We start from the raw sequence: 22433 nt of genomic DNA, 5'->3' as shown, positions 1-22433 counted from the left end.
GGGAATGCCCTGAGTAATATAAGCCCGAGATAGCCGACGCTAGGTCCACACTGGCAGACGCCTCGCAGCCAAGCCCATGAAGTTCCCGATCTCGATGCTTTACGATTACGTGCAGACCTCGCTTTCTGCTGAGCAGGTAGGCGATCTGCTGACCATGGCGACCTTTGAACTGGAAGGGATTGAGGATGTTGAGGGCGATCCGGTTCTGGATATCAAGGTCGTCTCCAACCGTGGGGACGGCCTTTCTGTCTTCGGGCTCGCTCGCGAAGTCCTTGCCAAGGACGCAAGTGCCCAAGCCACAGACCTTTACAAGTCAGCCCAAAACCGCTTCAAAATGGTGGACGAGTCGGCAACCGAAACGGCTCAAAGAGCTTCGGTGAAGATTGAATCGAGCGATTGCCTCCGCTATGGCTGCCGACTGTTTGAGAGTATCGACAACGGCGATTCGCCCGAATGGCTCCAGAAACGCATTCGTCAGTGCGGACAGCGCCCCATAAGCCTTCTCGTCGACCTCACAAACTACGTGATGATTGAACTCGGACAGCCACTTCATGCGTTCGACTTCGACAAACTCGCGGGGCATCGAATAATTGTCCGTCAAGCAACGCCTGGAGAGAAGCTCGTCACTTTGGATGAAGTCGAACACGAACTCCTACCGAATCAGCTCATGATCTGCGACGCGGAGAAGCCCGTCGGCGTGGGAGGAGTGATGGGTGGCTTGGAAACTGAGGTCTCAGACAGTACGAAAGTGGTGCTACTGGAGTCGGCGAATTTCTTGAACACGTCGGTCCGTAAAACACGCAAGCTGATGAATCTAAATACGGAAGCATCGTATCGCTTCGAACGAAGCGTCGATCCTGAATCCGTCGTTGCCGCGCTCAATCGCTTTGCTCAGCTCTTGGAGCAGATTCAGCCATCGGCAAAAATCATCCCGGGTGTCGTCGACGAGTATCCGGGTAAGCCCGAGCCGCGATCTACAACGGTGAGGGTCAGCCGGGCAACGAAGTTACTGGGGATGCCGATCTCCGCCGAAGACGCAAAAAGGTACTTGGAGCGTCTTGGCTTTGGAATCTCCGGGGATGGCGAACCGTTCGACGTGGTCATTCCGACATGGAGGCCGGACGTCGTACGCGAAATCGACGTCGTCGAAGAGATTGGACGGGTTCACGGCTTCGACAAAATTCCTGACGTTCTCCCGGTGGGGACCACGACTCAAGGCGGTGTGGTAGGCATCACGAAGCTCAAGATGAGACTGCGAGAGCTTGTTTTGCGGTGTGGCTACCACGAAATTGTCAGCCATGCTCTTCGCGATGTCAGCCCGCTTGATTTTAGCGACGAGTATAGGCTGGCTGTCCGCAATCCCCACTCTCCGGAAATGGCTTACCTCCGCGATAGCGTGTTGCCGTGTCTTGCCGACGCAGCCAAGCGCAATGGAGCGAAGGATATCCATCTTTTCGAGATCGGGCAGGTTTTCATCAAAGGAGAAGTCCAAGTCGATGAGAGCCCCGAGTTGGGCTTCCTCTCCATCGGTGCCCTCACTGCAAGGCACTGGCACGGCAGCAAGCCCGCCGAGGCCGATTTTTATAGCGCCAAAGGCGTCATCGACTATATAGCGCAGTCTCTGGGCATCGAAATCGGGTTCCGACCGCCAAAGAACCCTGACCGACGTTTCCATCCGACTCGCCAATCTGGAGTGCTCGTCAACGACGGCAAGCTGTGGGTTGGCACAATCGGGCAGATCCACCCTGATGTTGCCGCCGAAGTAGGCTTACCGACGAATACGATCATGGGCGAGCTTGACCTTAGCGTTCTGGCGACCGAGAAACCCACCGATCCCCAGCTCAAACAGTTCAGCCGCAATCCGGCAGTGCGTCGAGACATGTCGTTTGGAATCGCCAAGTCCGTGGGCTTCTCGTCGGTTGAGACAGTCATTCGCGAGGCTTGTGGAGATGTGCTGGAGAAGCTTTGGCTTTTCGATCGGTATGAGGGGCCGGGAATCCCGGAAGGCCAGCATAGCCTATCTGTAGCATTGCAGCTTCGCAAACTCGGCGAAAACTTTACGGACGAGGAAGCGAACCAGGTGCGGGATCGGGCCGTTCAGGCGCTCGCTTCGCTGGGAGCGACGCCGCGCTAACAAGCGAGCTCAACGCAAATTCCATCAGAGACACCGCGAGAAGTGCCCGGAACGCCATCGGCCAATAGTGATAGTGGTCAAAGTGCTTCAGCCACGCCATTGGCAAGAAGGAAAAGAAAGCAAGCAACAGGGCCGTCGCTGGTATGAGCCAATCTTTGCGCGCCTCCCACATCGTTGCAATATTCGAAAGCAAGCCCAGAAGCGCTGCATAAGGGAGCACCATCAGCACCCCGACAAAGCCTCCCGTATCGAGGACATCTTTGCCTACCGCCCTCAATCCGGAGTAAAGGCTCATCGCTGACGGCAAAATATATTCTCCGATCGAAAGCCAGACGCCAGGGCCAGACCGGAACTGTTGAGCCTGATAGCCGGAAACGTCGCTGGGGAGCATGATCTGCCGCAGGGCTAGATAAGCCACCAACATCCCCCAAGCGATACTTTGCCAAGCCCAACGCACGCGATAGCGCCGTAGCCGCAGCGCAACGGCAACAATCAAGAGACAAGCGGGGAGCATAATCGCTTGTTCGTAAGAACCCAGTGCAAACCAGAGGCTTATGGCTGACACGATCAGCCAAAGCCAAGCTCGGCGAGATGGGTCGCTTTTCAAAGTCGTACTCCTCGTTGCAGGAGGATCAAGCGGCGATGGCTCGGGAGCTGCCACGCGAAGGGCAGACGTTCGTTCGAACCGGACATACGCGGCGAGGGCGATGAGACCAAACAAAGCCATGATTGAGGCCGTCCGCCCAGGTAGCCAGCCGACAACACGAGCGGGAATATCTGCCATCGGTGAGACCAAGGCCGCGACTGTCCAACTGACGAGAAACCCGACCACTGACAGCAAGGGTTTCCGTTTTGGCAAGAGAACAGTGAACAGGCACAAGACACCCATTGCCACGACCAAAGTTTGAAGCCATGCAACGGACGCAAAGTGCCACAGAGCAAAAAGCATCCCCGATGCGGTCGCCATCCAAGCCTTGTCGGTGAGCTCTCGAACAAACCAAAACAAAGCTAGAACGCAAGCAATGCAGAGCAGCGCCTGCGTTTGTCCGTACCCGGCTGCGTTATCGCCAAACAAGCGGTTGTCCAGCTCAAAACTAAGGGTTGAGAAGGGCCGGTAAAAGTGATTCTGAAGGGGCCAATCGCCAACAAACCAGCTCAAAGGGGCTTGTCGTTCACGAATCGCGGAAAGAAGAACAGCGGTATCGCTATCTTGCAGGAGGGCGGGGCTCGACGCCCGCATCGTATAGATGGGGATACAACTCAGGATGACCAATCCAAGAGCAAGAAGCCATCGCCGCACGGGGAGAGTATAGCCATTTTGGGCACAGGGCGTTAAGGTGTTAGGCGTTCGGGGCTGTGAAGCTGTTCAGGGCCTGACACTTTCCCTACCCAACGCCAAACGCCCCGTGCCCTCCGCCTACTTCTCCACCTCATAGTGAACCCACTTCGGAGCGAGCTTGAACTGGATGCCCGTCAAGATCAGAATCACCGCAAAAATGCCCCAGGCGATTGCCGAGGCATAACCCATCTTGAAGTAGCTAAAGCCGTTGGTGAAAAGCAGATACACAGGCACCAACAGTGAATCGGCAGGACCCGCGCCAGTAGAGTCGGCTGGCTTCATGATGTAAACCCGGTCGAACTCTTGCAAGGCTCCAATAAAACCCATCACGGTGTTAAAAAAGATGACCGGACTAAGTTGGGGGAGTGTTACGAAGAAGAACTGTTTCGTGGGTGAAGCCCCGTCCAGGCTTGAGGCTTCATAGAGCGTGTTCGAGATGCCCTTCAGCCCAGCAAGCCACAGAATCATGCCACCGCCTGCTCCCCATAGCCCCTGAACGATGAGGGCTGGCTTAGCCCAAGTCTCGGCGTTCAGCCAGCCGGGCGGTGTCGTTCCAAACCATTCCCCAATGGTCGATTGCCACCACGAGTTCATCAGCCCCTTGGTTGGATCACTTGCAAGGATCCATGCCCACAACACTGCCGAGGCCACAATTGGAACGATGGAGGGCATGTAAAAGAGCGTCCGGTAGAACCGCATGCCCCGCACCGCTGCGTTGAGGAGCATCGCCACAGCAAGGCCCGTCATCAAGCTGAGTGGAACTCCAATCCCACCCAGGTAGAAGACGTTAGCGAGCGACTTCGTTACGTTGTCGCGGTCGTATCCAGCAAGGTCCGCGTAGTTCTTGACCCCCACCCAGTGAGCCTCTCCAAGGACATTCCACATCGTGAAGCTGTAGAACAGCGAGGCGATCATCGGCCCGATTGTCAGGACCAGAAATCCGATAATCCAGGGAGAAATGAAGAAATACGCCCACTTTGCCTCGGTTCGCTCAAGACGTCCGATTCGCTTTCTCATGAAAGCGATAACTCCTGCCATGATCGCTAGCGCGATCACGGTTGAGGCGATCCAAACCGGCAGATTGCTGCTCACCACCGGGTAATCCTTTTGCGAGTTAATCTCCTTTAGCTCGCGATTCACGGTGTCCTGCCCCTTTTGAAGAGCCTCCATCGGCGTCATCTTCTTGAGGCATGCGTTCTCGACAGCGCGCACGTGCTCATCCCACAGCATCTGAGCAACAACTGTCTTGGGTCGGTATCGTGCGAAAGGTTGAAGCTCAACCGACAGTTTCTTTGCAGACTGAATTCGAGGGTCGGTTGGTGTGAACTCCGTTGCGCCGATCTCCGATGCCTGAATATGAGCTGAGAGCGGCGGTACGTACTCTCGGCCCAGCCGAGTCTCCCACGCTTTCTGCTCGCGCATATCGACAAGCCTTCCCTCCAAGCTCGTAGCCCATTTGATGAATCGCCATGCGCCGTCGCGGTTGCGCGCTCCCGTCGGGATGGCGTAAGAAAAGCCGCCCATCCAGGTCACAAATTGATCGGGCTCGTCGGCGAATCTTCCGCGCTTGTGAAAGCGGTCATCCGGTACGGGCGGTGGTGCCGCGCCAAAATCCAACTTCGGTCCGTACCGAGCGAGGTTGCGGATAATCCACTCACCGTCGATCTTCATCGCAACTTTGCCGATGACGAAAGAGTCGTTGAGGTCGCTCAAGAAGCCGCTCTGAAAGTTCAGCGCGTTCTGATATCCGCCCACTGCATCGTAGCCTTTGACCATAAAGGCCAAAGCCTCCGCAGCTTCGGGGGTCGCCATGGTGCAAGTGGAACCGTCTGCGCTCATGAAGTTTGCGTTGTTCTGGAACGCGTACATGTAGAGCCAAACGTTGCCGTAGTTGGGCAAAAAACCGGCGATCTTGATCGAGCCGTCTTTGTTGTATTCGGTCAGAACTTTGGAGTAAGCCAGAATCTCCGACCACGTTCTCGGCGCACGGTCGGGATCGAGCCCAGCCGCACGGAGCTCCTTCGCTTTCTTGCGAAAGATCTCTTTGTTGTAGTAGAGAATCCGGTTGTCGGCTTCCGTGGGAATGCCATAGATTTTGCCGTCGTACTTCGCCTCATCCCAGGCGGGCGTGTAGAACTGGTCTGGCGTGGGGGTGAGAGGGTCTTTGCCAGCATCGCGAGCGATGAGTTCGTCAAGCGGCTGGAAGGCGCCACGGCTAGCCCAATCGGCAAGCGTAAAGCGGTCTTGGGCGATGACGTCGGGGGGCACCTTTCCAACGATGGCAGTCATCAGCTTTTGCGGGTTCATTCCGCCCGCGCCCATCGTGGTTACGACCAGCTTGACGTCGGGATTTCGACGCTCAAACTCGCGGACAACTGCTTCAAGCCCCTTCGTAGTCGGGCCAAGCTTCACTCCCCACACGATCACCTTCTGACGTTCTTGGGCCATCGCAAAGCCTGAGAACAGGCACAAGAAGGCAGCGAGGACCCGTAAGGATTTCATGGTGTACGGCCTATTCTACAACTGTCGCCGATGGATTTCATTCGGGGAGTTTCATGCAGGCGATCAACACGCCCAAAGATCGGGGGCAACCGCCGACTGCCGGGTATTCTTCACCCCGTGCAAGCGGACGACCTCACGATGCCCATGAATATCGAGAGAATCCTGGCGTACCTGCCGCATCGCTACCCGATGCTTCTCGTCGACCGGATTCTTGAGATTGAACCTGGGAAGTCGATCAAAGGCCTTAAATGCGTTACGTTTAACGAGCAGTTTTTTCAAGGCCATTATCCAGGGATGCCAGTCATGCCCGGCGTTCTCATCATCGAAGCAATGGCCCAAGTCGGTGCGGTGCTTTTGTTGAGCGACCCCAAACTTGGTGGACTCGTCCCACTCATCGGTTCTATCGACAATGTGAAGCTCCGAAGACCCGTCATTCCTGGTGACCGCTTGGTCAGTGTCGCCGAGATTGCTTGGATCAAAGGCGTCATCGGTAAAGTCATCGTCTCGGCGACCGTCGACGACCAGCGTGTCGCAGAGGCTGAGATCATCTGCAAGCTGGTACCGAGGGAAGAGTAGTTGCCAACCATACACGCCCTTGCTCACGTAGACCCCTCGGCGCAGATCGCGGCTAATGTCGAGATCGGCCCGTTTTGCTACATTGAGGGTGGTGTCACCATTGGGTCGGATTGCAAACTCGATTCCCACGTGACCATCAAAAGCGGCACCACGATCGGCGAGCGCAACTTCTTTGGGCAAGGTTCGGTCATCGGCGGCCCTCCGCAGGACCGCAAATACAAAGGCGAACCCACGTTTCTCACCATCGGCAACGACAACATTTTCCGCGAATATGTGACCATCCACCGTGCCTCGGGCGAAGGCAACACCACGGTGGTGGGTAATGATTGCTTTTTGATGGCCTATTGCCATCTTGGCCATAACGTCGTCTTGCACGACCATGTGACCATGGCAAACAATGTCGGACTTTCTGGACACGTCACCGTCGAAGAGATGGCCAACATCGGAGGAATGGTCGGCATCCACCAGTTTGTGCGCATTGGAAAGATCGCGATGGTGGGCGGCTTCGGAAAGATCGTTCGAGACATCCCCCCGTTTATGCTGTATAGCTCCGGAGACGAGCAGGTTGCCGACATCAACGCCGTCGGTCTTCGCCGGATTGGTGTCACCCAGCCTGTGCGAATGGGTCTGCATAAAGCCTGCAAGCTTCTCTTTAAGTCAGAGCTTGGCCTATCCCATGCGCTGGAGATCGTTCGCAAGGAGGTTGATTCCAGCGTGGAGCTTGAGTACCTCCTGGCATTTCTTGAACGGCTGTTCAAGGGTAAGAACGGTCGCGGCGACCAGAGATGAGGTACTTCCTTTCTGCAGGCGAGGCTTCCGGCGATGCATACGGGGCCGCGCTTGTGCGGGAGATGAAGCGGCTGAATCAGCCGATGGAAGAAGCCGATCCTTTCCGGACCCGCGTTGCCCAAGCGTTGGGCTTGAGCCAAACCCCAACTGACCAAGAGTTGCTCATTGCTGAGGGTCTCGATTCGCTCGATACCATGGAGATGGTCATGCAAGCCGAGAATGTTCTCGGCTTTGAAGCCCCGGATAAGGAAGCAGCAGGCTTGCGCACCTTCGGCGATCTTTACCGCCTCGTCGCCCAGGCTGAGAACCGCGCACTTCCTCCCGACGGACGAACGAAGAGCAACCCAATATCAGCAAGATTTGAAGGCATCGGAGGAGCCAAGATGCGCGACGAAGGCGTCCAGATCGTCGCCGACTCCCGCAAATGGGGAGCGATTGGAATCACGCAGGCCGTCCGTGTGTATTTCAGAGTTCTTGCCGGATACCGAAAGGCGGTACGCGCTCTGAACGAAGGCCCGCCCGGCATCTTCATCCCCATCGACTTCGGCTTTGCCAACCTAAGACTCTCCCGGCAGGCGAAGGCAGCTGGATGGAAGGTGATCTATTTTATTCCCCCAGGCAGCTGGCGCAAAGATCGGCAAGGCAAAGACCTGCCGAATCTTTGCGACGCAGTAATTACCCCGTTTCCTTGGTCTGCCGAGATTTTGAAGGAGATGGGCGTGGACGCCCACTTCCTTGGGCACCCGCTCAAACAGCTCGTGCGAGAGCAGCGGGAGGGCATCGCTCCGTCGATGCCGGATCATCATTCCTCTCCCTCGACAGATCAACGGGAGGGCATCGCCATTCTCCCCGGCAGCCGAGTTGCCGAGATTGAGCAGAACCTCCCAGCCATCTCCGACGCGCTCAAGGACCTGCCCGAAACAGCCGCCTTTGCCGTATCTCCAAACCTGGACCTTGTTGACCTTCAAAGTCGGTGGTCAAAGCTATCGCCCGGAAGAAACGACGAGTTTATCGTCGGCAAAACCGCGCAGGTCCTCCTGAAGGCAAGGGCAGGGATCGTCTGCAGCGGTACGGCAACCCTTGAAGCAGCCCTTTGTGGATGCCCACACGTCGTCATTTATCGCATCTCAAAGACCACCGAGATAGAGGCCCGCCTGGTCGGCTTCAAGGTGAAGCACATCTCTCAACCCAACATTCTCCTCGACCGAGAAGTTGTGCCAGAACTGATCCAATATGCCGCTACCGGGGCTGCGATCCGCGAAAAGCTATTGGCTGTCTTGAAAGATAGTGAAACTCGCACGAATCAGCTAGAGGCGTTTGCCGAGATTGATGCCATGCTCGGGCCAAGCGACGCGATTACACAATCGGCGGAGTTTCTGATTGAGTTCGGGGAGAAGGCGTCTCGTTAAGCTCTCCGCCAGCCCATGAATTGAATCAGTTAAGAGCAGCGTATCGTAGAATAAGACAACCCGATGAAACCGAATGAAAAAGAAAAGGCTGAGAGCCCCGAAGTTCTTGACGCAGCCACGGTCGCCGCGATCAAAGAAGGCATCGAATCCGAGGAACAGGGCAACTTCGTCACTCTCGACGAAGCGGTCAAATTTGCGAAAGAGCGCCGCAAAAAATGGATGAAGTCCAACCAGAGCGCTTAGTTCTGCTCACAGAGGCAGCGATGCTTGATCTCGCCTCTATCGACAATGCTACAGCCTCAAACTGGGGCGATGAACAGGCAAACCGGTACACCGCCTTCTTGCAAGAGACGCTTCAGAGCCTTGCTACCAACCCGTCGATTGGTCGTACAATTCAACAATATCCCGAATTGATGATGTACCTCGCGAAGATCCGAAACAGGCGCTCTGCGCACGGTCACAGAATTGTCTACAGACAGATCAGCGGCGGCATTCGTATCATACGAATCCTTCATACAGCGATGCAATGGGAAGATCACATCGCCTCAACTCAATCAAACTAGTTCAATCCATGACAGTCTGTCCTAAGGCTGATCCAGCCTCACTGGTAAACTCAACCCCATGCTCGCTAAGCTCGAAGGGATTGAAAAACGCTTTGAACAGGTCGAAGCGGATCTTCAAAATCCTTCGATCACCTCCAACATTTCCGAACTCCAACGCCTCGGCAAAGAAAGCTCCGACCTCCAAGAGATTGTTGGGCTTATTCGCCAATACAAAAAAGCTCTTGATGACCTCAAAGAGATCGAAGACCTGCTCAACGACTCCGACCCCGAAACACGCGAGTTTGCCCAGGTCGAGCTAGAGCCGACCAAAGAGAAAGTCTCACAGCTTGAAGATCAGCTCAAGCTGATGCTCGTCCCCAAAGACCCGATGGACGACAAGCCAGTTATCATCGAAATCCGGCCCGCTGCCGGAGGAGACGAAGCCGCGCTTTTCGCCGGTGACCTCTTCAGGATGTATACGCGCTATGCCGAACGCCGAAAGTGGAAGTACGAAGTCAGCGATATTTTGGAGTCTGGGATCGGTGGCTTAGACCGTGTCACGTTCAGCATCGACGCCAAGGGCGCCTACAGCCAGCTCAAGCACGAAAGCGGTGTGCACCGGGTTCAGCGCGTCCCCAAGACCGAAAGCGGCGGCCGCATCCACACTTCGACAGTGACCGTTGCTGTTCTTCCCGAAGCGGATGATGTCGATATCGAGATCAAAGACGATGACCTTGAGATCTCTACGTTTCGTTCAAGCTCTGCGGGCGGGCAGCACATGCAAAAGAACGAAACCGCAATTCGAATCGTCCATAAGCCCACCGGAACGGTCGTTACTTGCCAAGACCAGCGTAGCCAACAGCAAAACAAGCTTCAGGGCATGTCGGTTCTTCGCGCCAAGATTTATCAGGCGGAACAAGAGCGCCTTGCAAAGGAGCGCGGCGAACTGCGCAAAGGGCAGATCGGCTCAGGAGACCGCTCCGAGAAAATCCGAACCTATAACTTCCCACAATCCCGCATCACCGACCACCGGATCGGATTTGATGTTCATAACACCGTAACCTTTATGGACGGAGATATTCAGGCGATGCTGGACGCGCTTTCACAAGACGAGCAAGCACGGAGATTGGCAGAGGAAGAAAGCGCAGAGTAAACGGTGCTGAGCTTGATTATCGCATCCCCCTGAGTTAACGCACTCGTTCAGCGTTGACTTTTAAGCCTTCCTCATCCAAATCTCTAAAGAAGCAAGACCGGTAATTTTCGTGGCACGCCGCGCCCACTTGCTCAACCCAGACGAGCAGCGTATCCATGTCACAGTCCACGGCAATCCGCTTTACAAACTGGAAGTGCCCACTGGTCTCGCCTTTGATCCAGAATTTCTCCCTCGACCGACTCCAAAACGTACATCGTTTGGTCTCGACCGTTGCCACCACCGCCTCACGATTCATCCAAGCCATCATCAACACCTGCCCGTTCTCATGGTCTTGCACGATAGCGGGGACGAGGCCATCGGAATTGAACTTAATTTGGTTGATTACGTCGGTGAGAGCGCTGGACATAAGCAGAGTTTACGGGAAGTTCGAGCGCAGGCTCAAGGTCCGTCCCGACTTCACAATCCTCGAAGGGTGTGCTATGTTGAGGGCAATCCGTCGGATGAATTCCGGCACGAATGGTGATATCTACAATGAAGCGATTGACACTTATATTTTCGACGATTGTCCTTGCAGCGCTCTGCATCGCCCAAGTTCCGAACCTTGAAGCCCCAGCCGAGGTGAAGAAACTGGACTGGTTAATCGGAGATTGGTCAGCCACGGTCAAGATGAGCATGCAAGGCATGGACTTCGAGACCAAGTACACGATGAAAAATGAGTTTGATGGACAGTTCTTGAAGTCAACAACACTCATGGACATGATGGGCGCCAAGATGACCGAATCGATGTACATCGGTTGGAATTCGACAAAGAAGCAGTACGACTCATGGGCTTTCACAAACTTCAGCCCCGATCCTCGAATTGAGCACGGAACACTGACAGGCGACAAAATGGTCATGGTCAGCGAGCCCTGGAACGTTGGAGATGGCGCGCCAACCATCGGGCGAGGAACGATGACCAAGAAAAGCGCCACCGAGATTCACTTCTTGCTTGAGTTCAAAGAGGGCGACAAGTGGGTCAAAGTCGGTGAAGGCACCTTTACGAAGAAGGTCTGACGCAAAGAAAACGAGGCGCGATATGCGCCTCGTTTCTGTTTGTTTATGAGATGACTTAGTTGCCGCCTTTCTTAGGATTCGCAGCATTCTCGCGGTCTTCAGGGTTCACAACTCGCGCCGTGATGAAGAACACAATCTCCGTGCGATCCTTTGAAATATCCGACCGGCGGAACAGAGCGCCGATCAACGGAAGGTCCTTGAGGATCGGAATCCCCGAGACGTTTCGTCGCTCGGTCTCCTGAATGAGACCGCCTAGGGCAATCGTTTCACCACTGTTGATCGCCACGCTGCTCTGAGCAACGCGAACGCTTGTCTGCGGAAGGTTTCCACCACCAGGCACTGGGGTGAACCCTGTCAGACTTGCCACAACCGGACGGATGTCCATCGTGATCTTGCCTTCGCCGCCGATTCTCGGCAGGACAGCAAACCGGATGCCGACCGGCACTTCACCAGTGACAACGGTAGTACCGTTCTGTGTCGTCTGCAACGACTCGATGTAGCGAACCACATCACCGACAAACAACTCAGTCTCGCGTCCGTCCATGGCGAACAGATTCGGGCGTGCGATCAGGTTACGATTATTGGCAATCTGATCAAGAGTTGCAAGAGCCGAGATCGAGGCTCCATGGTGGCCTAAGCTGCCGCCCACGTTGCCAGGAGTAGCAGATGTATCGCCTGTGCCTTGGTTAATGCGGATCGATTGTAGGGTTCCTCCGGTAAGAAGATTCCAGTCGATACCGAGCCGCTGAGCGTCGGTCTTCGTAAGCTCCATGATTCGAAGCTCAAGCGCAATCTGTCGCGGAGCGATGTCGAGAACCGACAACATCTCCTTCGCACGGCTCAGCTGATTTGGGCTGCCGCGCAAGATTAAACGCATCGGGTAGGCCACATCCTCAAGGCTGCTGTAAGGCTGCCCGAGGCCTTGGTCCTTGCCCTGGTCGCTCTTGATGCTGATCGCTTGCTTGTTGCCAGGAGCGTTCTGTGTAGATGTCGCGTTCGGATCAACAACTTCAGTCGCCTTCGCTTTGGTATCACCCGCAACATAGAGTTTCGGGTTGCCAGCCGAAGCGGGCGGGATCGAAGCTCGAATTCCGGGGACCTGAGCAAGCAACTCTTCGCGCAAAGCTCGCGGGTCGGCGTACTTCACGTCATAAGCGATGAAAGAGCTTTCGGTTGTGTCTTCCGAATCAAGCTGCTGAAGCGATGCGACCATGCGCTTCACTTCATCTTCTCGACCCGTCAAAACGATCGACTGTCGGCTCGTGCTGGTCTTCGGCGTTGCTGCGATTTCTACGTTGCCAAGCTTGTTGCTCTTTGCGCCAAGCGATTCGGCAAGGTCAGCAGCAAGTCCGCCGCGTACGAAGTAAGTCTCGCGAACGACAGCATTGCTGGACGGATAGTCCACGCCCATCGCTGAAGCGATTTGGCGGTCGATAGCGCGAACATAAAGTTCGACTTCCTGAAGACGGTCGGATGTACCGATCAGAACGACATACTGGTCCTTCTGCTCGCCTGTTCCGGTCGTTGCTTCAACGATAGTGCCGGTTCCTGCGGCTTGACCTGCCTGTCCGGCATCTGCGCCGGTTCCCTTTGCCGCGCCAACATCTTCGGTCTTGCTAACTTTGAGCTGATCCGAAGGAAGAAGAATCTCAAACTGACCCTTCACGGTGTCAATCGAGACTGCCTTAAGAACAGCAGCTTTGATCTGTGTGCCCTGACCGCTGAAGATCGGAACAACACGAGTCTCGCTCGACAACTCGTTCTTATTCGAGATTTGGCGAACGGTCTCAGCGAACTTAGCTGCGGTTGTGACCACAAAAGTTCGACCAATCTTGGCGTACTTGAGGCCAGAGAGCGTCGTGACAAAATCGAGGGCTTCGCTCAAGGCAACCCGGTCAAGAGCAACCGTGAGCTTGCCGGACACGTCCGGAGACGTGACGATGTTGACATTCGCTTGAAGCGCAAGCGCCTTGATGATCTGCACAACGTCGGTGTTGACGAAGTTCAGGCTGACTCTCGATTCCTGCCAATTCAATACGGAAGGCACCGATTCGCCCGATCCGGTTGCGACAAGCATCTCGGAGGTCTTGGGCGTATAGTTGTCCTTCGCATAGGCTGGCTTCAGCATGTCGAGAGGCGGAACCTTGTCAGGAAACTTCTGTGCGACAGTCTGCTTGGGTGCCGGAGCGGCCTTGGCTTCAACGGTTGCGTTGCCGAAAACGGCAGCCCAACCCTTCTCTGTCTCCACGAGCTTCATCGTCGACGGATCATCGAAGACAAAATTCACATGAATCTTCGGGGGCTTGCTGGCAAGCCATCCCCAGCTAACGTAGCGAACACCGTTTTTGCGGACGCTTGTGTAGCCGTGTTTACCGAGAAGCTTGGCGTCAAACACAAGTTTGACGTTCTTGCCGCCGTTAGATGAGGTCATCTTAGGCTTAGCAAGTTCACTCCCCTGGATATGAATGGAAACGCCGTCGGCTTCCTTGTCGAGTTTGATCCCTGAGATCTGGCCTTGGGCAAACGCTCCTCCAATGAGCGCCGCCGATAGGCCGATCACCCAGAGGCCTTTAGCATTACTTTGCATCGGGTTGTCCTCCCATAGTGAGCGTTATTTTTTTGCCTTTGTGGCTGACGACGACCTTCCCCTTTGTCACCGAGATCACTCGGCTGTCACCATCGATCTTTTCTCCTTCGGTGAGGAGTCTCTGGTTGCCTTGGTCGTCAGAGAAAACTGCTGCGGGTCGAGCACCTTCGATCACGCCTGTGACGTGATAGTTAAACGCGCCGGCATTCGGAAGCCCTGCACCCTGCTCGATGTTGATGTTGCCACCGGAGGCTCCAGGAAGCTGGAACGCGCTCGGATCGAGCGGGCCGAGTTCGTTATATGGCGGTCGGCCATTAGATCTCGGCGGCTTTGTATCGGCCGGAGGCGGTGTCTGCTGTGCCGTCGGGACCGTGATCGCGGGGTTCGTGGTATCCGCAAAGGGGTCCCGCGTCGGAAGCTTGTAAGTGTAAAGCGTCCTCAAGGGGCTGTCCTCTGGGAAATTCGAAGCCACTGCCGCTGTGACGTCTGTAGTCTGCCCGTTGGGATTGCCCTCAGGCATAGCTGCATTCGCTGTGCCTGTGGCAGCATTCCCGCTGGCGGCGACGTTGTTGGCGGCGTTAATGTCGTTCTTGATCGGCCCTGCAGCCGCAGGATCCTTCTTTTCTTTTTTCGCGGTCGGAGCGGTATCCGACGATCCAGAGATGAACTGAAACGCACCAACGCAGCCAATCACGACTACGAGCACGCCCAGGACGATCATCTTTTTCTTGTCCGCATCACCTTTGATTGCCATCCTTTGCTCTCCTTAATTGCTGGAACCCTCGGCCTTGGCCTTCGGCTTCGTGTCTTCCTTTACGGCGAACACATAAGCGCGCAGCTCGATGGTTACGTCGAGTTGGCCTTTGACATCGTCGGGTTTTCCGGTGCGGATCGGCTGAAGCGAGACAGTTCGTGCCGCCACGATCTTTGGAAACGTCTTCAGCGCATCAACAAAATTCAATACTGAGCGGTAAGAGCCACGGCCTTTGACCTCAATCGCAAGCTCGTCGTAAGCCTTGCGCTGTGGCTTTGTACCGTCCGACTTCTTCGGCGGCTCGGCGATCGTGATTGGCCTCACGCCAAAAACATCGATCCCTTGAAGCTTGCCGGTGGTCTCCAACTCCTTGAGCATGGTCGGGATGTAAGCAAAGTCGGGTACACCCTTTTCGAGGTGGTTCAGCTTTGCCTCACTGTCGACCAGCTTTGCGCTCGACTCCCAGACTTCTTTCTGGAGGTCGTCGCCTGATCGGACCGATGAACGCATTTGTGCAACTTCGCCGGCTCGTCCGCTAACCTCTCCCCAAAGGTAGAACATGCCGCCTCCGCCAAGCACTAGCGTTGCTATCATCATCACGATGTAGCCGGTGGGTTTTGGTGTCTTTTTCATCAGTTCGACCCCTCGTTCTTGCTTTCGTCCTTCGGCTTCTGCTCTGCAGTGCCTGCTAATTGAGAGTTGATCTCAAACTCGATATTTCGTACTTCGCCGGTTGTCCGCTCTTGTGCAAATCTCAAGTTCACATTCTCAAGCCGCTCACAGCCCTGCAATCGCAAAATCGACTCTCCGATGATGTCCAGCCGATTGCTAATACCGGTGAAGTTGGCTTCAATCGGCTTAGTAGGATCGGAGGAGACACATCGCAGACCGGTAAGCGTCACGCCTATCGGTGTGTGATTGGTCAAATGGTTGAGAATGTCGCTCCAGCGGTTGGTGGCTTCTTGAGCATCCTCAAGCGTGCTCAGCCTGGGAGTGAGGTTCGAGAGCGCTTTCGAGTTCGCCTCAATCTCGCTCAGCAAAGGAGCTTGTTTTTGGGACTCGCTTCGCAGTTTGCTCACCTCGGAGCCGAGCGCCTCGTTCATAAAGAGAAGCACTCCAACCCCAAAGACTGAAAGCCCAAGGCTTGCAGAAAATCCAAGAAACGCAAATCGCGTCTTTTGCTCGGCGCGCTTACGGGCGAGCCTTTCTTCTTCAATAAGATTAATAAAGGGCATGTGACTTCTCCTTAAGCGGCCTTAGCCTTGGCAGACTTTGCGTGCGAACGCATCGCCAGCCCCATGACCACACTCCACGCAAGTCCAGCGTCTTCGGTCGGCTCCGGCAGAACAAAGCGTGGGTTCACGAAGACACCCAAGGACTCTGTTGCCAAGCCGAGTTTGTGGCCCATGTATTGGGACAAACCGTTGAGCATTGCCCCACCACCGGTGATGATTAGCGCGTCGATCTGCTTCGATTGATTTGCTTCTTGCTGCTGGGACTGGTAGTAGTTGAGCGAGCGGCGCACTTCACGAACGAGATCGTCGACGTGCGGCTGCAATACTCGAAGGGGCGGATTCTCTTTAGGCGTCGAATCGTCCAAAAGCTCCTTAAAGTCGAGAGATGCCTTGCCAGCTTCAGCCTCTTCGTCGCCCAGCTTGAAGTAGCTCTTGAGGGCGTCGGTGAGGATCTGTCCGCCTTGAGGCATGGTTCGCGTCATTGCGAACGTTCCCCGCTGAATCACGCTGACGTTCGTAGTGGAGGCGCCGATGTCTACAAGCGCGACCGTCTTGTCTTGCCATGCTTCAATATCACCCGCCTCAATGAGGGCGCGATAGGCAGCAAAGACTTCGACGTCAACGCTTTCGACCCGTAAGCCAGCTTTCTCACACGCCAAGACTCGCGACTGGACGATGTCCTTCGGAGCAGCAACGATGAGAACGTCCATCTGGTTATCCTCGGCCTTGCCAAGAATCTCGAACTCGATGTAGCTGTCCTCGACCGATGACGGCACATACCGGCTCGCTTCGAACTGGATCGATTTGCGAAGCGTTTGCTCGGTCATCGCCGGCATCTTTACGTTACGAACGACAACGGTTCCGCCAGCAACGGCGATATGCACACCGGAAGCTCCGATGTGCGTATCCCGCAAAAGCTGTTTGATCGCAAAGGCGGCGCTCTCTGGATCGATGATCACACCATCCCGAACAGAGTCGGGAGGGGTTTGAACGCTACCCGCCTTGACAACCTTCCATACATCGCCCGAGCGTTCCATCTCGACGGCTTGAAAAGTATGGTGGCCAAGATCAAGGCCGACAACATTTTGGCGTTTAAAAATACTAAGCGACATCAGACTGTCTCTCCTCCTCGAACGACTTCGCGGTTAACCACTCATCGACCACGTTGCGCGAGAAGCGCCAACGTCCGTCGATATGGATTGCCGGGACTTCGCCCGTTTGCGCCATCTCCTCAAGAGTCGACGAGTTGATACGCAGGTAGCTAGCTGCCTCGCGGAGTGTCATCATCGTGTGCTGGCTCGAGATAATCGAGCGAAGCATCGTGGTCATCTGCTCCGGTGAAAGGAATAGCTCAATGCGCACCGCGTTGCCGGCTTTGATTGCCGCATGAGGCGCTTGTGGGGCGTCGGACATATCTCCGGCGACCGCTTCAATCAACAAATCGGTTTCGGGCTCATCGTCTTCAGCGACGACTGCCTTTGGCTTCGGCTCCTTCACTGCCGGTGTTTCGGCAGGAACGAACTGCTGCTGTGTGGGCTCAACCGCCGGAATCATCGGATCGTCAACATTCCGAGCGGCAGCTTGTCGAATGGCATCGGCGAGGTTCACGCTGCACGCTCCTCTCCGCTGAATTCTGCAATGACGCTGTGCATGAGGAAGCCGTCAATCATCTTCACTCGCTGAGCCATGCCCATAAGAAGAGCTGTATCGGCGACCTGACAGATCAACCGCGGCACACCCTTGGTGTACTTATGAATCTCAAAGATCGCATCGGGGCTGAATGGGCTCTGCTCTTGCGAGTATCCAGCGACTTGAAGTCGGTGATTCACAAGATTTCCAACGTCGTGGACGTCGAGGGGCTGCAGGGTATAGCGCACCGCCATACGCTGCTCCAATGCAGGAACCTTCGCTATCTTGGGTCGGAGTTCAACCTGGCCCAAAAGGATCAGATTGATCAAGAACTGATCGTTCATCTGACAATTCAGCAACAGCCTCAGCTCTTCCAGCGTGCTGGTGGAGCGAATGAGGTGTGCTTCGTCGATCAGGAGCACGACCTGCTGTCCTCGATCATAGTTCTGAATGAGCGTGTCGTGGAGCTGCTGAACCAAAACCTGACGGTTTCGGCTCAATATCTCAACATCGAGCTGGCTCAATATCTCTTGTAAAATCTGCGTCGGTGTCAAGATCGGATTCACGATCAGCACCAGGCGGTGCTTGACCGGGTCGAGAACCTCCAACAGCTTGCGGCTGATGGTGGTCTTGCCTAATCCGATATCTCCACTAAGCATCGCCGCACCTTTATTGCGCGTGATGGCGTAGTGCAACATCATCAGCGCATCTTCATGGCCTCGGCTCATGAAGAGAAAGCGCGGGTCTGGTGTCAGGCTGAAGGGCGGTTCCTGTAAACCCCAATAAGACTCATGCATCGTTCGATCTCCGTTTCGATCCCAGTAAATTTGTCGGGTGATATTCGCGAAACCTCAGGCCCTACATGAACTTTTGTGTAAGAAGGGGCCCCGGAACAAAGCAGTCCGGGAGTGATGGGGAGCACATGTCGGGTGAGGTGGCAGTAAGGCATCCTTGCCGAAGGTAGCGTGCAGTTTCAACGCGCTCTGTTTAGAGACCTTCCAGCATCCTTGGTCCAGACATCACGCCTAAAGTACGGGGTTTGCGGTGGCGGGGCCTCTCCCTAACCCGCCATAATCGGGGTTACATGAGCAACGTTCTCCTCGACGCAGCCGATATGCGGCGAACGCTTGGGCGTATGGCTCACGAGATACTGGAAGCCAACCAGGGCGGTGAGGAGCTAGTCGTCATCGGAGTCCTTCGTCGTGGTTGGCCCCTGGCAAAACGCCTCGCATTCGCGATGAGCCAGATTGAAGGGGTCCAGGTCCCGTGTGGGAAGCTGAGTATCGGCCCATACCGTGATGATCGCCCGCAGTCGGAAACTGACGAATCGGACATCCCATTCGAGGTCACCGGAAAGCGCGTCGTCATCGTCGATGAGGTCATCTATACGGGCCGGTCCACTCGGGCCGCTCTTGAAGCGCTTTTCCACTTCGGCAGGCCTTCAAAGGTTGAATTAGCCGTCCTGATCGACAGAGGACACCGTGAACTCCCGATCCAGCCCAATTATTGCGGCAGAATCGTGACCACGGAAAAAGGGGAAACCGTGGTTGTCAAGTTCAATGAATACGACGGTGAAGATGCGGTGGTGCTGGAACCCTCGCCGCAAGGAGTGACGGGGTGACACAGAGAAACTTGTTGGCGATCAGACACCTTGAAGTCGACCAGATCGAAGAGCTGATCGATCTAGGCCAAGAGCTCAAGAAACGTGTCAACGAAAGCAAAGCCCTGCCCGATATGAGCGGTCTCGTGATGGGCATGCTGTTCTTTGAGAATTCCACACGAACGCGCGTTTCGTTCGAACAAGCGGCTCACTACCTGCGCATGAAAAGCGCAAACTTCGGACAAGCCGGGAGCTCGATGAGCAAGGGGGAAACGCTCAAAGATACAATCCTAACTCTCCGTTATGAACGCTTGAACGGTCTGGTCATTCGACACAGCGCGTCGGGAGCGCCTATGCTTGCTGCCGAATACTTCGGTGGACCAGTGCTGAACGCTGGAGATGGACAGCACGAACACCCCACACAAGCGCTTGGCGATGCCGTGACCATTTTGGAACGCAAGGGGCAGATCAAAGGCCTAAAGGTTGCGATCGTCGGCGATGTTCTTCATTCGCGCGTCGCAAGATCAAACGCATGGCTCCTCCACAAGCTGGGCGCAAAGGTCAACTTCGTAGGGCCGCGAACACTGATGCCCGCCCATAGTGGCATGCTCCCCGGCGACGTTTTCTTTGAGCTTGAGGATGGCATCGAAGACGCGGATGTGGTGATGTGCCTGCGGCTGCAAAAAGAGCGCATGAACGGCACCATGATCAGCAGCATCGGCGAATACGCAAAGATGTACCAAATCAATAAGCAGACCTTGCGCTGGGCTGCCCCTGGCTGCTTGGTGATGCACCCAGGACCGCTTAACCGGGGTATCGAACTCGACGATCATGCCGCCGATGGCGAGCAATCTGTCATCACCAGCCAAGTTGAAAACGGAGTCTTCGTTCGTATGGCAGCGCTCTATTGGTGCTTTGGTGGGGGACGCAAGAAAAACAGCTCTGAGGCAAGCACATCAACAGCCAAATCCACGCGAACAACTAAGGCCAAGCCGAAGGGGAAAGCAAAGGCATGAGCATCCTACTTAAAAATGGGCGAATTCTCGACCCTGCGCAAAACCTCGACATCATCGGCAATGTGCTGATCGACATGGACCAAGTCGTGGACATGGGCCCCGAAGCTATGGACGATCTGGCGGACGAGGTTTATGACTGTACCGGGATGTGGATTTGCCCGGGCCTGGTTGACCCCCATGTCCATCTTCGCGAACCTGGACAAGAGCACAAGGAGACCATCGTCAGCGGAACGCAAGCCGCGGCAGCAGGCGGATTCACCACCATCTGCACGATGCCGAACACCGATCCGCCGCTCGACAACCCCGCACTCATCGACTTTATCCTCGACAAAGCCGCATCTCCCGAAGCCGGAGGCGTGTTTGTCGCCCCGGTCGGCGCCTTAACCCGGGGAAACAAAGCCGAACAGCTCTCTGACCTGGCTGCGCTTAAACGAGCGGGAGTCGTCGCCGCCAGCGACGAAGGAGCGCCCGTCCAGAACAGCGCGCTCATGATGAAGGCGATGGAGATGTGTCTCCAGTTGGACATGCCGATCATGGCCCACTGCGAAGACGCATCCCTCTCCAAAGACGGGCACATGAATGAAGGCTCCATGAGCGCGATGCTGGGTGTGAAGGGCATCCCGCGAAGCGCCGAGGACATTGCCGTCATGCGCAACTGCATTCTGGCGATGCAAACCGGCTGTCAACTTCACATCATGCGTGTGAGCACATGGGGGACGGTTGAACTCATCCGGCTTGCCAAGCACCTCGGTACACCGGTGACGTGCGAAGTCTCTCCGCACCACTTCATCCTCACCGATGAGATGGTCAAAGAGTTTGATCCCCACTACAAGATCACGCCCCCACTACGGACCCAGATTGACGTCGACATCATCATCCAAGCCCTCCAAGACGGCACTATCGACTGCATCGCTACCGACCATTCCCCTCATGCCAGCTATGAGGTCCAGGCGCCTTTCGACGAAGCGCCGTTTGGAATTGTGGGTTTAGAAACGGTTGTTGGGCTCACACTCACCCATCTCACACACAAGGGACTGCTAAGCCCCCTGAATACGATTGAGAAACTAAGCACGAACCCGGCGCGTATCTTAAGACTAGATGCGGGAACCCTGAAGCCAGGGGAGACTCCTATCGCGCAAGTGACCGTCATCAACCCCGATCTCGAATGGACCTTCGACGTCAACAAGACGTTCAGCAAGAGTAAAAACACCCCGTTCGATGGGCATAAGATGAAGGGCAAAGCGATGCTAACCTTCTGTGGAGGCGAGATTTATCGCGATTCACAGTTTGAAGGGAGCCGTTACCGCTCGGTGATGTGATGCTTAGATTTTTTGGAATCCTGCTTGTGGCCTTGATTGCCATCGCAGGATGCAAACCGCCCCCCGATCCCAACGATCCTGCCGATGTTGGCGTGATGGACCCCGAGGTCCTCATGCGAAACCTCAAGACGGCATCGATTGTCGTCAACGAACGGGTTGCAAAAAAGGAGATTACGGACGAAGAGGGCAAAGACATCCTCGCCAAGTACGCCGATAAGCTCACCGCGAACATCGACGTCACGAAAATAATCCCACAGACCGCCTGGAAGTACGGGGATGTGTTCAGACTGGCGAGAAAGTGGGAAGAGGCTCAAAAGCTGCTCACGGTGGCCGTCGAACACGCGGAAAAAACCAAGAACGAAGACCGGCGTGTAAACGATCTGCTCCGACTCGCGCAGGTTGAGGCCAAGCTGGACAACTACGACAAAGCTTTTGAATTCACACGTAAGACTTTTACAACTCCCGCCTCGGGCAAAGCTCCAATTCTTTACGGGGTTCTCTATGAACTTGTGCCAGCTGCCCAGGGAAACAAGAGGGATGCCGATCTCGCGGAACTACTCGAAGAGGCGATCGCCCAGCACAACGAAGTCATCGTTGACCCACAAACCGAATCGGGAGTGACTTTCCTATCTGCCAAGGGCTACCACGAAGCCAGAGCGTGGACAAAAGTGATTGAGCTTTATCGTGCCGCCGGAAAAGATGACCTTGCCAAACAAGCTCAAGAAAAGGCAGCGGGCACGATGACCAACCAGCAGAGGCTCTAGAGCAACACCGCACGAACAAGCCAAAGAGCCTG

22 protein-coding genes are annotated in these 22433 nt (G+C 55.4%); 12 read left to right on the top strand and 10 right to left on the bottom strand.

The features are described 5' to 3' along the window. Window positions 1–76: 76 nt before the first annotated feature. The gene (gene pheT, locus KF784_12070) at window positions 77–2134 is read left to right on the top strand and encodes a phenylalanine--tRNA ligase subunit beta (GenBank protein MBX3119796.1); all 2058 of its coding nucleotides are present in this window, start codon (window positions 77–79) and stop codon (window positions 2132–2134) included. Here the strand turns inward: pheT and KF784_12065 are convergent. Together KF784_12065 and KF784_12060 are read right to left on the bottom strand one after the other, a co-directional pair. Beyond that, on the bottom strand, window positions 2058–3434 hold the full coding sequence (locus KF784_12065; GenBank protein ID MBX3119795.1) for a hypothetical protein: 1377 nt from the start codon (window positions 3432–3434) through the stop codon (window positions 2058–2060). The two genes, pheT and KF784_12065, sit on opposite strands and share 77 nt — an antisense overlap. 117 nt (window positions 3435–3551) lie before the next feature. Beyond that, the gene (locus KF784_12060; protein ID MBX3119794.1) at window positions 3552–5975 is read right to left on the bottom strand and encodes an extracellular solute-binding protein; all 2424 of its coding nucleotides are present in this window, start codon (window positions 5973–5975) and stop codon (window positions 3552–3554) included. 30 nt (window positions 5976–6005) lie between these two features. Between KF784_12060 and fabZ the strand changes: the two genes are divergently transcribed. From fabZ to prfA, 6 genes are all read left to right on the top strand, one after another. Further along, a complete protein-coding gene (fabZ, locus tag KF784_12055) occupies window positions 6006–6551 on the top strand; it encodes a 3-hydroxyacyl-ACP dehydratase FabZ (protein MBX3119793.1) in 546 nt (181 codons plus the stop codon). Continuing rightward, the gene (lpxA, locus tag KF784_12050; protein ID MBX3119792.1) at window positions 6552–7340 is read left to right on the top strand and encodes an acyl-ACP--UDP-N-acetylglucosamine O-acyltransferase; all 789 of its coding nucleotides are present in this window, start codon (window positions 6552–6554) and stop codon (window positions 7338–7340) included. Then, window positions 7337–8749, top strand: a complete 1413-nt coding sequence (locus tag KF784_12045; GenBank protein MBX3119791.1) for a hypothetical protein — start codon at window positions 7337–7339, stop codon at window positions 8747–8749. Before lpxA ends, KF784_12045 begins: the two co-directional genes overlap by 4 nt. A 63-nt stretch (window positions 8750–8812) precedes the next feature. Next, window positions 8813–8992, top strand: coding sequence for a hypothetical protein (locus KF784_12040; protein ID MBX3119790.1), 180 nt, complete (start codon window positions 8813–8815; stop codon window positions 8990–8992). Next, window positions 8965–9312, top strand: a complete 348-nt coding sequence (locus KF784_12035; GenBank protein MBX3119789.1) for a type II toxin-antitoxin system RelE/ParE family toxin — start codon at window positions 8965–8967, stop codon at window positions 9310–9312. Before KF784_12040 ends, KF784_12035 begins: the two co-directional genes overlap by 28 nt. Before the next feature lie 58 nt (window positions 9313–9370). Then, the gene (gene prfA / locus KF784_12030; protein ID MBX3119788.1) at window positions 9371–10444 is read left to right on the top strand and encodes a peptide chain release factor 1; all 1074 of its coding nucleotides are present in this window, start codon (window positions 9371–9373) and stop codon (window positions 10442–10444) included. A 34-nt stretch (window positions 10445–10478) separates the two neighbouring features. Here prfA and hisI read toward each other — a convergent pair whose 3' ends face one another. After that, window positions 10479–10850, bottom strand: a complete 372-nt coding sequence (gene hisI, locus KF784_12025; GenBank protein MBX3119787.1) for a phosphoribosyl-AMP cyclohydrolase — start codon at window positions 10848–10850, stop codon at window positions 10479–10481. Window positions 10851–10975: 125 nt separating this feature from the next. On the opposite strand from hisI, the gene KF784_12020 reads away from it, so the two are divergent. Beyond that, window positions 10976–11497, top strand: coding sequence for a hypothetical protein (locus tag KF784_12020; GenBank protein MBX3119786.1), 522 nt, complete (start codon window positions 10976–10978; stop codon window positions 11495–11497). Between the two features lie 55 nt (window positions 11498–11552). Here KF784_12020 and KF784_12015 read toward each other — a convergent pair whose 3' ends face one another. Genes KF784_12015 through KF784_11985 form a run of 7 tightly spaced genes read right to left on the bottom strand, consistent with a single transcriptional unit; the run spans window position 11553 to window position 18499 of the window. Next, window positions 11553–14084, bottom strand: a complete 2532-nt coding sequence (locus KF784_12015; protein MBX3119785.1) for a hypothetical protein — start codon at window positions 14082–14084, stop codon at window positions 11553–11555. After that, complete coding sequence (locus KF784_12010; GenBank protein MBX3119784.1) at window positions 14074–14838, bottom strand: hypothetical protein; 765 nt, start codon at window positions 14836–14838, stop codon at window positions 14074–14076. The genes KF784_12015 and KF784_12010 overlap by 11 nt, the downstream gene beginning before the upstream one ends. Before the next feature lie 12 nt (window positions 14839–14850). Further along, window positions 14851–15471 (bottom strand): type 4a pilus biogenesis protein PilO, encoded by a 621-nt coding sequence (pilO, locus tag KF784_12005; GenBank protein MBX3119783.1) that lies wholly within the window; start codon window positions 15469–15471, stop codon window positions 14851–14853. Beyond that, the gene (locus KF784_12000; protein ID MBX3119782.1) at window positions 15471–16073 is read right to left on the bottom strand and encodes a hypothetical protein; all 603 of its coding nucleotides are present in this window, start codon (window positions 16071–16073) and stop codon (window positions 15471–15473) included. Before KF784_12000 ends, pilO begins: the two co-directional genes overlap by 1 nt. An 11-nt stretch (window positions 16074–16084) precedes the next feature. Beyond that, a complete protein-coding gene (gene pilM / locus KF784_11995; protein MBX3119781.1) occupies window positions 16085–17185 on the bottom strand; it encodes a type IV pilus assembly protein PilM in 1101 nt (366 codons plus the stop codon). Next, window positions 17175–17681 (bottom strand): helix-turn-helix domain-containing protein, encoded by a 507-nt coding sequence (locus KF784_11990; GenBank protein ID MBX3119780.1) that lies wholly within the window; start codon window positions 17679–17681, stop codon window positions 17175–17177. The genes pilM and KF784_11990 overlap by 11 nt, the downstream gene beginning before the upstream one ends. Further along, complete coding sequence (locus tag KF784_11985; protein ID MBX3119779.1) at window positions 17678–18499, bottom strand: AAA family ATPase; 822 nt, start codon at window positions 18497–18499, stop codon at window positions 17678–17680. Before KF784_11985 ends, KF784_11990 begins: the two co-directional genes overlap by 4 nt. A gap of 287 nt (window positions 18500–18786) precedes the next feature. Between KF784_11985 and pyrR the strand changes: the two genes are divergently transcribed. The 4 genes from pyrR to KF784_11965 are packed head-to-tail and all read left to right on the top strand — an operon-like array spanning window position 18787 to window position 22401. Beyond that, window positions 18787–19323, top strand: coding sequence for a bifunctional pyr operon transcriptional regulator/uracil phosphoribosyltransferase PyrR (gene pyrR / locus KF784_11980; GenBank protein ID MBX3119778.1), 537 nt, complete (start codon window positions 18787–18789; stop codon window positions 19321–19323). Then, window positions 19320–20318 carry an aspartate carbamoyltransferase catalytic subunit gene (locus tag KF784_11975; protein MBX3119777.1) on the top strand — a complete coding sequence of 333 codons (999 nt, stop codon included), beginning with the start codon at window positions 19320–19322 and terminating at the stop codon, window positions 20316–20318. The genes pyrR and KF784_11975 overlap by 4 nt, the downstream gene beginning before the upstream one ends. Continuing rightward, complete coding sequence (locus tag KF784_11970) at window positions 20315–21637, top strand: dihydroorotase (GenBank protein MBX3119776.1); 1323 nt, start codon at window positions 20315–20317, stop codon at window positions 21635–21637. The genes KF784_11975 and KF784_11970 overlap by 4 nt, the downstream gene beginning before the upstream one ends. After that, window positions 21637–22401: a hypothetical protein gene (locus tag KF784_11965; protein MBX3119775.1), complete on the top strand. Its 765-nt coding sequence runs from the start codon at window positions 21637–21639 to the stop codon at window positions 22399–22401. Before KF784_11970 ends, KF784_11965 begins: the two co-directional genes overlap by 1 nt. The last annotated feature ends 32 nt before the right edge of the window (window positions 22402–22433 follow it).

The organism is Fimbriimonadaceae bacterium, assembly GCA_019638775.1.
Taxonomy (GTDB): domain Bacteria; phylum Armatimonadota; class Fimbriimonadia; order Fimbriimonadales; family Fimbriimonadaceae; genus JAHBTD01.
This window is presented reverse-complemented; position numbering and strand designations above follow the sequence as displayed.

Coding starts and splice junctions, on each gene's coding strand:
- pheT (MBX3119796.1), top strand. CDS start 77: ATGAAGTTCCCGATCTCGATGCTTTACGATTACGTGCAGACCTCGCTT.
- KF784_12060 (MBX3119794.1), bottom strand. CDS start 5,975: ATGAAATCCTTACGGGTCCTCGCTGCCTTCTTGTGCCTGTTCTCAGGC.
- fabZ (MBX3119793.1), top strand. CDS start 6,006: ATGGATTTCATTCGGGGAGTTTCATGCAGGCGATCAACACGCCCAAAG.
- KF784_12045 (MBX3119791.1), top strand. CDS start 7,337: ATGAGGTACTTCCTTTCTGCAGGCGAGGCTTCCGGCGATGCATACGGG.
- KF784_12040 (MBX3119790.1), top strand. CDS start 8,813: ATGAAACCGAATGAAAAAGAAAAGGCTGAGAGCCCCGAAGTTCTTGAC.
- KF784_12035 (MBX3119789.1), top strand. CDS start 8,965: ATGGATGAAGTCCAACCAGAGCGCTTAGTTCTGCTCACAGAGGCAGCG.
- prfA (MBX3119788.1), top strand. CDS start 9,371: ATGCTCGCTAAGCTCGAAGGGATTGAAAAACGCTTTGAACAGGTCGAA.
- hisI (MBX3119787.1), bottom strand. CDS start 10,850: ATGTCCAGCGCTCTCACCGACGTAATCAACCAAATTAAGTTCAATTCC.
- KF784_12020 (MBX3119786.1), top strand. CDS start 10,976: ATGAAGCGATTGACACTTATATTTTCGACGATTGTCCTTGCAGCGCTC.
- KF784_12015 (MBX3119785.1), bottom strand. CDS start 14,084: ATGCAAAGTAATGCTAAAGGCCTCTGGGTGATCGGCCTATCGGCGGCG.
- KF784_12010 (MBX3119784.1), bottom strand. CDS start 14,838: ATGGCAATCAAAGGTGATGCGGACAAGAAAAAGATGATCGTCCTGGGC.
- pilO (MBX3119783.1), bottom strand. CDS start 15,471: ATGAAAAAGACACCAAAACCCACCGGCTACATCGTGATGATGATAGCA.
- KF784_12000 (MBX3119782.1), bottom strand. CDS start 16,073: ATGCCCTTTATTAATCTTATTGAAGAAGAAAGGCTCGCCCGTAAGCGC.
- pilM (MBX3119781.1), bottom strand. CDS start 17,185: ATGTCGCTTAGTATTTTTAAACGCCAAAATGTTGTCGGCCTTGATCTT.
- KF784_11985 (MBX3119779.1), bottom strand. CDS start 18,499: ATGCATGAGTCTTATTGGGGTTTACAGGAACCGCCCTTCAGCCTGACA.
- pyrR (MBX3119778.1), top strand. CDS start 18,787: ATGAGCAACGTTCTCCTCGACGCAGCCGATATGCGGCGAACGCTTGGG.
- KF784_11970 (MBX3119776.1), top strand. CDS start 20,315: ATGAGCATCCTACTTAAAAATGGGCGAATTCTCGACCCTGCGCAAAAC.
- KF784_11965 (MBX3119775.1), top strand. CDS start 21,637: ATGCTTAGATTTTTTGGAATCCTGCTTGTGGCCTTGATTGCCATCGCA.